The sequence below is a fragment of the Hydrogenoanaerobacterium saccharovorans genome (assembly GCF_003814745.1).
In the GTDB taxonomy this organism is placed as follows: domain Bacteria; phylum Bacillota; class Clostridia; order Oscillospirales; family Ruminococcaceae; genus Hydrogenoanaerobacterium; species Hydrogenoanaerobacterium saccharovorans.
Genome location: NZ_RKRD01000002.1, coordinates 51,156 through 64,768, shown reverse-complemented (window position 1 = coordinate 64,768; position 13,613 = coordinate 51,156). Strand labels below are relative to the sequence as shown.

The following is a 13,613-nucleotide window of genomic DNA, read 5'->3' as shown; positions in this document are numbered from 1 at the left end:
AAGTTCCCCGTTGATTTTTATACATTTGAGATATCGTCTATATAACCGGAACGTTTTTTCAGCGTTGCGGAAGATATTTGCGAAATATAAACACGCTGCTTGCCTTTTTCGCAGCATACTACAAAACTTTTTGGCATTTCGTAAGAGACATTTACCACCAGCTTGTTTTTTTCTGCCTGCGCCAGATAACCGCGGGTGGAACGCGAAAGCGAGGTGTTTTCGATGTCAAAAATACCAATGATATCGCTCGTGCGCACCACGGTATCCTGGCCTAGATGCAGGTACATAAAAACTCTCCTTTCTCATCAGCTCTGCGTGTTTTGCAAACCGCCGTTTACCATGTGGAACGCTTTGCCGTTTTGCAAGTTATCAAAACAAGCTTTGTCGCAGCAGGTAATAAATACCTGATTCCCACTGAGATGATTCAGCAGGTAATCCTGCCTGTTTTTATCCAATTCGCTCATCACATCGTCGAGCAATATAATCGGTTCATCGTGCAGCAGTTCCGAAATCAGGCGGCTTTCGGCAAGCTTAAGTGCCAAAACGCTGCTGCGCTGCTGCCCCTGCGAGCCAAAACTGCGCACATCCACCCCGTTGATTTCAAAATCAATATCATCGCGGTGCGGGCCTACCGAGGTACAGCCCGTTTTAATGTCCTCTGCCCGCGCTTTTGCCAGTACCTGCAAAAACCATTGCTTATATTGCTCGGCGGGGATGTCATCGGTAAGCCCTGCCGAAGCGGCATAGCGCATATGCAGGGTTTCTTTTTCCGAGGAAATACCGCTGTAAATTTCGCCGGCATGTACGGCGAGCCGCTGCAAATATTGCTTGCGGTTTTTAACAATCAGTGCAGAAAGGGCGGCAAGCCTGTCATCCCACACATCCAGCGTATCCAGCAAGTAAGCAGAATACGAGATGTCTTTGAGCAGGCTGTTTCGCTGCAGCAAGGTACGGTTGTAATCACTCATTAAGGCAATAAACTTCGGTGATATCTGGCAGATGCAGGTATCGGCAAACCGCCGTCTGGCACTCGGTCCGTCTTGTATGAGGCCAAGGTGCGAAGGCGAAAACACCACCGCACAAAATATACCTGCAAGCCCTGTCACCGAAGACAGATTGATTTCATTCAGTTGTGCTTGTTTTTTTGCCGCAAACAGTATCTGAGCTGTCTGTACGCGCCCTTCTTTATAAAAATCTGCTTCTATTTTGGCATAATCACTACCAAACAACAATAGCTCTGCGTCTTTTGCACCGCGAAAGCTTTTTGCGCCGGTAAGCAGCCAGAGTGCTTCAATCAAATTGGTTTTGCCTTGGGCATTATTCCCATAGATAATATTGACACGTTCGACAGGCTGTAACTCTAAAGATGCGATATTGCGGAAATTTGTGAGTTTCAGTGCATCAATTTTCACCCGCCACAACCTCTAAACAAGTGTCATCCAGCTCAACCGTGTCACCGGGGCGAATTTTTTTGCCACGCATCGTGCAAATTTCTCCGTTCACTTTAACTGCACCTTCCGCAACGATTTCCTTAGCATGTCCGCCGGTCTCCACAAGCCCAGAAAATTTTAAAAACTGGTCGAGCTTAATAAATTCTGTATGAATGGTGATTTGCATTTTCTCCATCAAATCCCAACCTTTCTTGAAATCTGTTACTTAGATTTCAAACTGTAAAAACTATTTATTACCTTTTGTTACTCCGCTTTTAAACGAACGGGCAAAACCAAGAATAGAAAGCTTTCATCTTTCAGCGGAACAATCTTCATCGGAGAAAGCGCACCGTTGATGATGAGGTTTACTTCATCACAATCGGACGCACGCAGTGCATCAATGAGATAACGGTTGTTAAAGCCCATTTCTACCCCTGTTCCGTTTATACGGCAGCTCAACTCATCGTAAGCTTTACCAATTGCGGTAGAGCAGGACATTTTGATGGTATCTTCATCGAATTTTATGCGCAGCGGGCTTTTCAAACGGTCTGAAATCAGCAAAGAGGTACGCTCAATACTATCCATAAATTCGCGTTTGTTTACTGTAATAACAGTCGCTGAGCTTGGCGGAATTGCTGCTTTGTAATCCAAAAATTCGCCCTCAAGCAAACGAGATACCACGGAATAACCGGCCACATTAAAAATAATGTGCTTGTTCGACAGATAAACATCCACCATGTCGTCCGAATCATCTGCCAAAAGTTTTGATATTTCAGACAGTGTTTTGCCGGGTACAACAAAAGAGATGTCCTCACAGTCGCGCAAATGCTCTTTACGCATCGCAAGGCGAAAACCATCCACCGATACTACCGTCAGCACATTATCGCTGATTTCGAACAGTGAGCCGGTGTGTACGGGCTTTGAATCGTTGGTAGCAATGGCGAACAAAGTTTGGTCTATCATGCTTTTCAGCATATTCTGCGGTATTTTCAGTTCTGCGGTATCGGTTACCGACGGCATTTCAGGGAACTCCTCAGCGGGAATACCAAGAATGGTAAATTCGGTAAAGCCCCCTTTGATGACAGTAAGCAATTTTTCGTCGGCTTCGATACTAATCGATTCGCTTGCCATTCTGCGGATCATATCCACAAAAAGTTTTGCCGTTAGTACAATTTCGCCTTCTTCCATTACTTTTGCACCAATCGATGCGGACATTCCCATATCCAAATCGTAGCCTGAAAGATACAGCCTGCCTGCATGTGCTTTTAGCAAAATACCTTCGAGTGCTGCAAGGGTGCTTTTTGGAGATACTGCGCGTGAGACATTTGAAATTACTTCAAACAATTGATTTCTATCGCAGATAATTTTCAATTTTATCACCTCAAATTTATATTTTCGAAAGTTAAGTTATTCACATAGATAAAAGTAAGATAAATATATAGATAAAGTAATTATAATTTTTAGTAGTAGTAGTAGGGGTTGTGATTTTGTGGATAAGTGGAAAAAACGGGATAACGATGCGGAAAACGAACAACTTTTTTTAAGCACAACTTCGTGACAGATTTGTTGAAATGTGATGAAACATAATATTTATCCACAAGGCTGTGCAAAAAGGCTGTGGATTGTGAAGAACATGTGCACAACATGGTTGAAAAGGGGAGGGGTGAGATTTTCGCTTTCCACACCGTGTTTAAACTGTGGATTGTGGAAAACTTTTTATTGTTAAGAATTGCGCACATTCTTAATAATATCTTCGATCAGTTCTTTGTAACGGGGGTCAACATCCATGTTTTTCTCAACCTGTTGGATGGCGTAAACAATCGTGGAATGGTCTCTTCCACCAAATTCTTCACCAATGGCGGACATAGACATCTGGGTGATTTCGCGAACGATGTAAATGGAGACCTGGCGCGCAGAGGATATGTTTGCCGAGCGTTTGCTCGAGCGGATATCCTGCGGGGAAACGCCGTTGTATGTACGGGCAACCTCTGAGATAATGCGCTCGATGGTGACCGGTACCGGCTGATGGTCGTTAAGAATATCGCGGATGGCATTTTGTGCAATGAGGATGGAAGGGGGGGTACCTGCCAGCAGTTTGTATGCTTTGAGCTTTTTCACTGCGCCTTCCAGCTGACGGATATTGGTTTTAAGTTTATTTGCCATATACTCGGCAACGTCATCGGGGATATTGATGTCGAGCAGTTCTGCTTTGCGGCGGATAATCGCGATACGGGTTTCAAAGTCCGGCGGCTGAACGTCTGCCAGTAAGCCCCATTCAAAGCGTGTTCTCAAACGATCTTCAAGGGTTTTAATTTCTTTTGGGGGCCGGTCCGATGTAAGAACAATTTGTTTGCCTGCTTCGTACAGGCTGTTAAAGGTATGGAAGAATTCTTCTTGTGTACTTTCTTTACCGCCGATAAACTGAATATCGTCCACGAGAAGAACTTCTGCCTGGCGGTATTTGCTGTGGAATTCTTTGGTGGTTTCCGAGCGGATCGCTTCAATCAGCTCGTTTGTAAAATCTTCGCCTTTTACATAAATAATATTGGACTGGGGGGATGTTTTTAATATTTCGTTGCAGATGGCGTACAAAAGATGGGTTTTACCCAGCCCCGAGCCGCCGTAGATGAACAACGGGTTGTATGCGCCTGCCGGGTTTGTGGCAACCGCCAGCGAAGCGGCATGCGCAAATTTGTTGGATGGCCCCACAATAAAGGTGTTGAAGGTGTACTCGTAGTCGCCGCCTGCTGTTGTTTTTTCAAGTTCTTCGGGTGAGCAGTGAGACAGTTTTACTACGGCTTCTTCCGCTTGTGCTTTGGTGGGTTCAAGTGAAGAGATAACAATATCGACGTGAAACCCCATAACCTCCTCGAAAGCACGTGAGAGCAGGTCGTAATATTTCTCTTCCAGTATTTTTTGTTTAAACTCGGAACGTACCGCCAAATAAGCGGTAGAATCCTCCAATTTGACAGGTTCAATGTCCTTAATCCATAAAGAATGAGCGACCTGCGAGATCTCTTTCTTGCAGTATTCGCTCACCAAACTGAACACTTCGCGGAATGACTCCATGTTATTTTAACCTCCATATGTGGAAAACTTGTTGAATCGGTGGAAAACTACGTATTTTGATGTTGAAAGAAAAGTTTTCAACATTTTTTCACAAGTCTTATTCTAACAAATTTTTCTCCACTTTTCAAGGTTTTCCACAGATGAAAGGGGATATATTAATATATAGTATAGGCAAAAGAGTTGTTGATAAATTTTTTAAGTTGTATTTTTTCAGCAAGCAGGTGTTTATAAATAATAATTAGCTGCAATAATATGGTAATAAAAGGTACTTTTGTGTGTGCCACTCTGGCCGACACCAAGATGTAGCGGTTGAGAAAATATTTTTTTTGTAGTATAATAAAAACAAAATTCAGGCAAGCATATACTAAAAAGTTGGCAGCCTGCAAAAAACGTAAAAAAGCTTGACAGTTTCGCCGTTTTTACGGTATACTGTATCCTTGCAAGGTTTACCTCGAAGGGAGGGTTTGGAATGATTAGAACTTATCAGCCTAAGAAAATCCACAGACAAAAGGAACATGGCTTTCGTAAAAGAATGGCTACAAAAAATGGACGTAAGGTATTAGCTCGCAGAAGAGCAAAGGGTAGAAAGAGCCTGAGCTACTAAAATTGACGGCCACAATTTGCATTGTGGCCTTTCTTTTTTACGATGAAATTGGAAGGCAAACGAATGCTTTACACACAACCACTGAACCATAACAGAGATTTTTGCAGGATGTATTCTCGTGGCAAATCTCTGGCGCATCCTTTGCTTGTAACGTATGTAATGAAAAATAAGCTGGGCTACAACCGGCTTGGTATTACTGCCAGCAAGAAGATTGGCAATGCGGTGAAAAGAAATAGGGCAAGGCGCATTATAAGGCAGGCTTACTTCCAAACGGAAAAACAACTGGGCTGCGGGTACGATATTGTGCTGGTTGCACGCGGAAGAACCGTACTTGCAAAATCAACTGATTTACTTCCTGTTTTTTTAAGTCATGCCAAAAAACTCGGCTTTCTTGCCCAGAATATAACGATATGAAGAAGATTTTTCTGGCATTAATCCGGTTTTATCAAAAAGCAATATCGCCCTATAAGCCTGCTTGCTGCAGGTTTTATCCAACCTGCTCTTCTTATGCCCTTGAGGCGGTTTCTCGTTTCGGCGCGATGAAGGGCGGGCTACTTGCGTTTTTGCGTGTTTTACGTTGTAACCCTTATCATAAGGGCGGTGTCGATCTTGTACCCGAACAATTTACCCTTCGCCGTAAAGGACAAGCATAAAAACATTAAAAGCATCCTCGGTGTCTGCAACGGGTATCGCCCGTGACCTCGGCTATCTTGTTGCTGTTCGTGCAATTGGAAAACGAACAGGTAAAAGCCAAAAAGTAAATATAACCACGCAGGTGGGGTGTTGCTTGCCGATGCGTGGATTTGGAGGATAAGAATAGATGAACTTTATCTACACCGTAATCGGCTACCCGTTAGGCTGGGTGATGTGGGCATGTTATCAGGTGCTGCATAACTATGGTCTTGCACTCATCGTTTTTACTCTGGTAACAAAGCTGATCTTGCTGCCAATGGGTATCAAGCAGCAGAAATCCTCGGTTAAAATGGCGTTGTTTAAACCAAAAATGGACGCTATTACAAAACAATATGCAAATAACAAGCAGAAACAACAGGAAGAATTGGCGGCTCTCTACGAAAAAGAGGGCTATAACCCCATGAGCGGCTGCTTGCCCCTTCTTATCCAGTTCCCAATCCTGTTCGGCTTGATTGACGTAATTTATAAACCTCTTACTCATATTTTAAGATTTGGCAGTGCTGATATCCAAAGAGGTATTGAGCTTGCAACCAAATTTTTCGGCCCCGATTCTGCCATTGTAAAACAAAACGTGGGTTTACGCGCTGAAAACCTTATTTTTAAGGCTTTAGAAACTTACCCCGAATTTGCTCAACAATGGGGGCAGGGTTTTGCCGATAAAATTGCAAAGTTTGATCAATCCTTCTTAGGGCTTGACCTCTCCCAAACTCCGAGCCTGCGCTTGGAGTGGCTGCTGCTGATCCCGATTATTTCAGGTATAACTGCGTTTTTGTTATCAAGAATTACGATGAAAATGACCGCAGCAACCGGCGGAGACAACGCTGCTGTGAACGGTATGAGCAAAAGCATGATGCTGATGATGCCGCTTATGTCGCTCGTCATTGCGTTCCAAGTGCCTGCAGGTGTTGGTATGTACTGGATTCTTACCAACCTGTTTTCGATGGCTCAATCTTGGTATTTAAATAAAAAGTATAATCCTGCCGAAATGCTGGAAAAAGCAAAGGCAGAAGAAGAACAGCGCAAAGAAACAGAACGCGCAGAGCGTGCGGAACTGAAAAAGAAAATGGCAAGCGGAGAATACAAGAACATCGAAAAAGAAAAAATCATGACTCAAAAAGAGTTAAACCGCAAAAAACTTGCAGAGGCACGCCGCCGTGATGCTGAAAAGTACGGCGAAGAATACAAAGAAGTAACCGATGAAGACCTCAAATAAATGTGAATATGCCGAAACCTCTATACTTGTAGGCGTATTAGATTAGAAATGTACGAAATGTAATAACGAAAGAACACAAACAATTGGAGGTGCTGTTTTGAACAGAGAAGCAATTTGTGTTGGAAAAACGGTAGAAGAAGCATTGGAACGTGCCTATGCAGAACTTGGTGCAAACGGCGATAATTCGGAGTTTGAAATACTGGAAAGACCGAAACGCAGTTTATTTGGTTTAAAAGTAACTCCTGCAAAAGTTCGGGTTACCATGGAGGTACCGGATGAGGTAAAACCAGCAGAGCCTAAGGCTGTTTTTACAAAACCTGCAACCAAGAGTGTGCCTAAAAGAACCGAGGCACCCAGTGCTTCGGCAACCCCTGCAACCGGTGAAAAAGTGGATTGTGCCATCAAATATCTTAACGAAATTTTTCATGATATGGGGCTTAATGCAGTTGAAATTGAAGCAACTGCATCACAAGACGGTGCTGTGCTTACCTTGAGCGGAGACGGTTTAGGTGTATTAATCGGGCGCAGAGGCGAAACTCTGGATGCTTTGCAGTACCTTTCGGGGTTGGTAGCCAATCGCCTGGAGGGCGATTACTTCCGTATTACCATCGACAGCGGTAATTACCGTGAAAAACGTGAAAAAACTTTGGAGCAGCTCGCCAAAAAACTTTCTGCACAAGTGGTTAAAACCGGCAGAAACCTTACACTTGAGCCGATGAACCCGTATGAGAGAAGAATTATACACGCAACGGTACAGAATATAGAGGGTGTCACTTCGTCGTCCATCGGCGAAGAGCCAAACAGACGTGTTGTTATATCCTCCACTGCACCTCGTAAAAAATATCCGCCGAGAGACGGTGGAAAACGCCCTTACAATCGCGGTAAAGGCGGCAATCGTGGCGGAAAACAGCACGAGTTCCGTAAAAATACCAACACTGCACCCTCCGAAAAAAAGCGCATTGACGATTCTCAATTCGAAGTGGAGCCGTTGGTACGTTCGGGTTCGCCTCGTGTGCCATCTGCACCGAAACCCCAGGCAACCAAAACCGTTGCTCCGGCTGAAGTGCAGGACAAGCCGCTCTACTCAAAAATTGATATTGATTAAACAGCTTGGGAGGTTTCAAACAAACTTGTTTGAAACCTCCTTTTTAGACTACGGTAAACCATTGGTGTAATTAAGGATAAGGTGAGATATTGAGAAAATGTAACCGCAAAGATACTCAATATTGCCTTAAAACAGGATAAAACGCACCGAATAATACTGCTAGTATATGTAATAAGGAGAAAAGTTATGTCGTTGAAAGCTACAACCATTGCTGCCATTTCTACACCGCTTGCTGTCGGCGGCATCGGTGTAATTCGCATTTCGGGTAATCAAGCGCGGCAAATCGCATCAAAGGTGTTTGCTCCGGTGAGCAGCCGAGAAATCTGTACGGTTTCTGGCTACACTGCTCTGTATGGGCGTGTATTTGACCAAGAAGGGGATATCGACGATGCGGTTGCGACGGTGTTTATTTCTCCGCGCAGCTATACGGGCGAAGATGTGGTAGAACTTTCGTGCCATGGTGGCTTGTATTTGGTGCAGCGTGTACTTCGTGCTGTGTTAAACGCGGGTGCAGTGCTTGCCGAGGCAGGCGAATTTACTAAACGAGCATTTTTAAACGGTAAATTAAGCCTGACACAAGCCGAAGCCGTAATGGATTTGATATCGGCACAAGGGGAACAGGCGGCTCGGTCGGCACTATCCACACGCGACGGCGTGTTGTTCCGTAAAATTGCGGGCATCACAAAAGGTTTGCTCGAAATAGCTGCGCATCTATCCGCTTGGGTAGATTATCCCGATGAAGAAATCCCCGAAATAACGGATACCGAAATTCTAACATCATTGCAATCGGCGAAGATGCAGCTTGCGCAGCTGCTGTCTACGTTTGATGTGGGCAGGGTTATCAAAGAAGGGGTTGAAACTGCCATCGTAGGGCGGCCAAATGTTGGCAAATCCACGCTGATGAACCTGCTTGCGGGTTTTCAGCGCAGCATTGTCACCGATATTCCGGGTACTACGCGTGATATTGTGGAAGATACGGTGAACGTAGGCGGTGCCGTTTTGCGCCTTGCCGATACAGCAGGCCTTAGAGAAACGGATGACGTGGTTGAAAGTGTAGGCGTAGAACTTGCACGTAAAAAGCTTGAAACGGCAGGGCTGATACTCGCTGTTTTTGATAGTTCGGAAAAACTATCTCAAGAAGACATGCGCTTGATAGAATCGATGAAAAACCGTCCCGCGATTGCAATCATCAATAAGTCCGATTTAGAGCGCAAAATCGATGCGGATTTTATCAAGCAAAATATCAGCCATACGGTATATACGTCTGCACAAAGCGGGCAAGGAGTGGACGTGCTTGCAAAAACAATAACGGATGTGCTTGGGCTTTTCCATTTTGATTCAAGCTCCGCCATCATTGCAAACGAGCGCCAACGCTGCTGTGCACAAAGGGCGAAAACATCGGTTGATGAGGCGTTGGATGCCCTCAACAGTTGTTTTACTTTTGATGCAGTCAATGTCTGCATCGACGATGCAATTGCTGCTTTGCTGGAACTGACGGGAGAGCGTGCCAGCGAAGCGGTGGTAAATGAGGTTTTCAGTAATTTTTGTGTCGGCAAGTAGTTTGGCATCTGTTTATAGTAAAACTTTGGCACAGGTACATTATTTTGATAAATAACTGTATTCGAATACAGGGGGAGATAGAATTGGAATATTTTGCAGACAGCTATGATATAGCAGTGATTGGTGCGGGGCATGCAGGTGTAGAAGCTGCCCTCGCATCGGCACGGCTGGGCATGAAAACAATTTTATTTACAATTACATTGGATGGGATTGCAAACATGCCCTGCAATCCGTCCATTGGCGGTACTGCAAAAGGGCACCTTGTGCGTGAGATTGACGCACTGGGCGGAGAGATGGGTAAAGCGGCGGATAAAACAATGATTCAAAGCCGTATGCTCAACCGCGGCAAAGGCCCTGCGGTGCATAGCCTGCGCAACCAAATCGACCGTCAGGCGTATCACGGGCTGATGAAAAAAATATTGGAGGCACAAGAAAACCTCGATATCAAACAGGCAGAAATTGTAGATATCCGCGATGACGGCAACGGGAATATCTGCGAAGTGGTAACCTCGCTGGAGGCAGTCTATAAAGTGCGCGCTGCCATATTGTGTACAGGTACTTACCTCAAGGGTGTAATACATGTAGGGGATGTTTCGTATGAAAGCGGGCCGGACGGCACCCATGCAGCAAACAAATTATCTCAAAATTTAAAAAAATTAGGTGTAAATTTGCGCCGTTTTAAAACCGGTACGCCTGCCCGTGTTCACCGCCGCAGCATCGATTTTGCTCAGCTTGAGGTGCAAGAGGGGGACGACCCCATCACCCCATTCTCTTTTGAAACGACAGAACCTCTGCACAATAAAACAGTTTGCCATATTGCTTATACCAACGAAAACACGCATCAGACAATCCGTGAAAATATTCACCGTTCGCCCATGTACAGCGGTAAAATCGAAGGAATTGGCCCGCGTTACTGCCCCAGCCTTGAAGATAAAGTCATGCGCTTTGCCGATAAGCCGCGCCACCAAATATTTGTTGAACCCATGGGGATGGATACCGACGAAATGTATTTGCAGGGGATGAGCAGCAGCTTGCCGGAGGAAGTGCAAATTGCATTTTACCGCACCGTAAAAGGGTTTGAAAACCTAAAAGTAATGCGTACTGCCTATGCAATCGAATACGATTGCTGTAATCCGTTGGATTTACGCCCTACTTTGGAGTTTATAAAAATAAATGGCTTGTATGGTGCAGGCCAGTTTAACGGTACATCGGGTTACGAAGAGGCAGCGGCACAAGGCTTGTATGCAGCTATTAATGCGGTTCGCAAGTTGCGGGGGCAGCCTCCGCTGATTTTGGACCGAGCCAGTTCTTATATCGGTACATTGGTGGACGACCTTGTTACCAAAGGATGTTCCGACCCGTACCGCATGATGACCTCTCGTTCAGAGTACCGCCTTATTTTAAGGCAGGATAATGCGGACATTCGCCTTACCCCGGTTGGGCACGAAGTGGGGTTGATTTCGGAACAACGCTATCAGCGTTTTTTGCGTAAACAAGAGCAAAAGGATAACGAAATTAAACGCTTGGAGGCAACCGTCATCCCGCCAAGCCAACAACTGAATGAAATGCTTGTTTCACGTGAAACAGCGGAGGTAATCAGCGGGGTGCGTCTTGCAGACCTTATCCGCCGCCCCCAGATAACCTACAGCGACCTCACGCCGTTTGACAAAGAACGCCCCTTATTGGGGGCAGATGTGGTGGAGCAAGCAGAAGTTGAGATAAAATATGCAGGATACATTAAAAAACAGTTGGCTCAGGTAGAGGAGATGCGCCGATTGGAGTGCAAACCGCTGCCGCATGACATCAACTACAAAACAATTGCAGGCCTGCGGCTGGAGGCGCGCGAAAAGCTGGAAAAAGTACAGCCAATCAATGTGGGTCAGGCATCGCGCATCTCGGGCGTAAGCCCTGCGGACATATCGGTTTTGCTCATTTATCTGGAACAGCATGGAGGGAGAAAGACAGATGAACATACCAAAGGATAGCCTAAAAAGATATTCAGCGGATTTTGGCATAGATTTAGACGATTTACAGCTCGACAAGCTGGAGCTGTACGCAAACACTTTGGTTGAATGGAATCAAAAAATCAACCTTACAGCCATTACCGAGCCGAACGAGATTGCTGTGAAGCATTTTTTAGACAGCTTGCTGCTTTTAAATGCAGTACAAATACCGCAAAACTCATCACTGATTGATGTGGGCACAGGGGCAGGGTTTCCGTCGGTGCCTTGTAAAGTAGTTCGCGGTGATATTCGCCTTACCATGCTGGACAGCTTGAACAAGCGTATCAATTTTTTAAATGCATTGTGTGAAGCATTGGGTATTGAATCAGTGAATATCCATGCACGTGCAGAAGAAGGTGGACGCAATGCAAAATTACGCGAACATTTTGATATTGCAACTGCCCGTGCAGTAGCAAATTTGCGTGAGCTTGCGGAATATTGTTTGCCTTTTGTAAAAACGGGAGGAGTTTTCGCGGCTTTAAAAGGATATGACATTGATGAAGAATTGGATCAGGCGAAAAGAGCGATTAAAGAGCTCGGTGGGAAAATTGTCGATGTAAAAAAATATATCCTGCCCGATGAAAGCAAAAGATCAATTGTAATGATCGAAAAGATATCGCAAACTCCAACAAAATATCCTCGTCAGCCTGCCAAAATTGCAAAATCGCCATTATAACATAAAATAGAAGCACCGATATTTGACGAATATTGGTGCTTTTTGCGATGTAAAATACTGGTAATTTATGTAAACCTGTGGTATATTATAGCTACAGACGACATACAAAGGCTTCAGAGCTCTGCTGAACCTTCCGTCAGTTTAACAGAGTGGACAAGCCTTTGCTTATGCCGTGGCAGTTGAGTAGGGAGGTGGCGCCTTGATTTTTACTAAAAATCGAAAAGGAGAGCAGGTAATGCTGCTGCCTATTGAACGCGTCACCCCCAACCCAGCGCAGCCCCGCACTGTATTTGACAGTACAGAATTGGACAAGCTTGCCGAGAGCATCCGAAACAACGGCCTTTTACAGCCAATTACGGTTCGTAAACTGCCCAACGAACGTTACGAACTGATTTCGGGCGAGAGAAGGCTCAGAGCATGTAAACAGCTTGGCATGGATAAAGTAAAAGCCATTGTTATAAATGCAGACGATAAGCAATCTGCCGTGTTTGCACTGATTGAAAACCTTCAGCGTGAAGACCTCAACTTTTTTGATGAAGCGCGGGGGATTTACGAGTTGATTTTTCAGTGGGAGATAACACAGGAGGAAGCAGCGGCGAAACTGGGGATGGCGCAGTCAACCCTTGCAAATAAATTGCGTATTCTGCGTTTGGCGCCCGAAATCCAAAAAGAAATTACCGATAACGGGTTGACAGAGCGCCATGCAAGAGCCTTGCTGCGGCTAAAAAGCGACGAACGTCAAATGGATGCAATTGTAGCCATAACGCGTAAAAGCTTAAATGTTGCACAAACCGAGCGATTAATTGATGAAATGCTTCAAACCAAGCCTCCGCCGCCAAAAAGGCTACTGATTGTAAAAGATTTGCGTATTTTTCTCAATACAATTGACCGCGCTGTCAATACAATGAAACAAGCAGGTATTAATGCAGAGGTCGACCAAAACGAGCATAACGATTATATTGAGTATACGGTTAAAATACCAAAGGCATCCGTTTATCAACAGCAGCATCGCCGTGAAAACAACACTACCCTTTTTAAGGTTAGTATATAGATGTTCCCCTAGCTGATTGCCAAGAAGCCACCCGAAGAGGGTGGCTTCTTGGCGTTCTTATAAGATAAAACTACACCTTTTATGCAATATAAAATGGTGGGAGCAGCAGGTTACTATAAAATGTTTCACGTGAAACATTTGCTGTTTATTTAAGATATGGTTAGTATCACAGAAAACGTTGAAATATCTTGTAATTGTGTTATAATCAA

14 protein-coding genes are annotated in these 13,613 nt (G+C 44.8%); 9 read left to right on the top strand and 5 right to left on the bottom strand.

Features of this window, described 5'->3' with window-relative positions; genetic code table 11:
- Positions 1-17 precede the first annotated feature (17 nt).
- From remB to dnaA, 5 genes are all read right to left on the bottom strand, one after another.
- The gene (remB, locus tag EDD70_RS10360) at positions 18-287 is read right to left on the bottom strand and encodes an extracellular matrix regulator RemB (protein WP_092754884.1); all 270 of its coding nucleotides are present in this window, start codon (positions 285-287) and stop codon (positions 18-20) included.
- A gap of 18 nt (positions 288-305) precedes the next feature.
- A complete protein-coding gene (gene recF / locus EDD70_RS10355) occupies positions 306-1,412 on the bottom strand; it encodes a DNA replication/repair protein RecF (RefSeq protein WP_162840890.1) in 1,107 nt (368 codons plus the stop codon).
- On the bottom strand, positions 1,402-1,626 hold the full coding sequence (yaaA, locus tag EDD70_RS10350) for a S4 domain-containing protein YaaA (protein WP_092754878.1): 225 nt from the start codon (positions 1,624-1,626) through the stop codon (positions 1,402-1,404). The genes recF and yaaA overlap by 11 nt, the downstream gene beginning before the upstream one ends.
- 68 nt (positions 1,627-1,694) lie before the next feature.
- Positions 1,695-2,810 (bottom strand): DNA polymerase III subunit beta, encoded by a 1,116-nt coding sequence (gene dnaN, locus EDD70_RS10345; protein ID WP_242943148.1) that lies wholly within the window; start codon positions 2,808-2,810, stop codon positions 1,695-1,697.
- Positions 2,811-3,152: 342 nt separating this feature from the next.
- Positions 3,153-4,499: a chromosomal replication initiator protein DnaA gene (gene dnaA / locus EDD70_RS10340; protein WP_092754872.1), complete on the bottom strand. Its 1,347-nt coding sequence runs from the start codon at positions 4,497-4,499 to the stop codon at positions 3,153-3,155.
- Between the two features lie 469 nt (positions 4,500-4,968).
- Between dnaA and rpmH the strand changes: the two genes are divergently transcribed.
- From rpmH to EDD70_RS10295, 9 genes are all read left to right on the top strand, one after another.
- Positions 4,969-5,103 (top strand): 50S ribosomal protein L34, encoded by a 135-nt coding sequence (rpmH, locus tag EDD70_RS10335; RefSeq protein ID WP_092754867.1) that lies wholly within the window; start codon positions 4,969-4,971, stop codon positions 5,101-5,103.
- Positions 5,104-5,166: 63 nt separating this feature from the next.
- The gene (rnpA, locus tag EDD70_RS10330) at positions 5,167-5,517 is read left to right on the top strand and encodes a ribonuclease P protein component (RefSeq protein ID WP_092754864.1); all 351 of its coding nucleotides are present in this window, start codon (positions 5,167-5,169) and stop codon (positions 5,515-5,517) included.
- Positions 5,514-5,756: a membrane protein insertion efficiency factor YidD gene (gene yidD, locus EDD70_RS10325; protein ID WP_092754861.1), complete on the top strand. Its 243-nt coding sequence runs from the start codon at positions 5,514-5,516 to the stop codon at positions 5,754-5,756. The genes rnpA and yidD overlap by 4 nt, the downstream gene beginning before the upstream one ends.
- A gap of 167 nt (positions 5,757-5,923) precedes the next feature.
- Positions 5,924-7,009: a YidC/Oxa1 family membrane protein insertase gene (locus EDD70_RS10320; protein WP_092754859.1), complete on the top strand. Its 1,086-nt coding sequence runs from the start codon at positions 5,924-5,926 to the stop codon at positions 7,007-7,009.
- A gap of 97 nt (positions 7,010-7,106) precedes the next feature.
- Positions 7,107-8,114 (top strand): RNA-binding cell elongation regulator Jag/EloR, encoded by a 1,008-nt coding sequence (gene jag / locus EDD70_RS10315; RefSeq protein ID WP_092754856.1) that lies wholly within the window; start codon positions 7,107-7,109, stop codon positions 8,112-8,114.
- Positions 8,115-8,300: 186 nt separating this feature from the next.
- Positions 8,301-9,674 (top strand): tRNA uridine-5-carboxymethylaminomethyl(34) synthesis GTPase MnmE, encoded by a 1,374-nt coding sequence (gene mnmE, locus EDD70_RS10310; protein ID WP_092754853.1) that lies wholly within the window; start codon positions 8,301-8,303, stop codon positions 9,672-9,674.
- 83 nt (positions 9,675-9,757) lie between these two features.
- Entirely contained in the window at positions 9,758-11,659 is a 1,902-nt protein-coding gene (gene mnmG, locus EDD70_RS10305; protein WP_092754850.1) for a tRNA uridine-5-carboxymethylaminomethyl(34) synthesis enzyme MnmG, read from the top strand.
- The gene (gene rsmG / locus EDD70_RS10300) at positions 11,640-12,353 is read left to right on the top strand and encodes a 16S rRNA (guanine(527)-N(7))-methyltransferase RsmG (protein WP_205408611.1); all 714 of its coding nucleotides are present in this window, start codon (positions 11,640-11,642) and stop codon (positions 12,351-12,353) included. The genes mnmG and rsmG overlap by 20 nt, the downstream gene beginning before the upstream one ends.
- A 199-nt stretch (positions 12,354-12,552) precedes the next feature.
- Positions 12,553-13,404, top strand: a complete 852-nt coding sequence (locus tag EDD70_RS10295) for a ParB/RepB/Spo0J family partition protein (protein WP_242943147.1) — start codon at positions 12,553-12,555, stop codon at positions 13,402-13,404.
- Positions 13,405-13,613 lie beyond the last annotated feature (209 nt).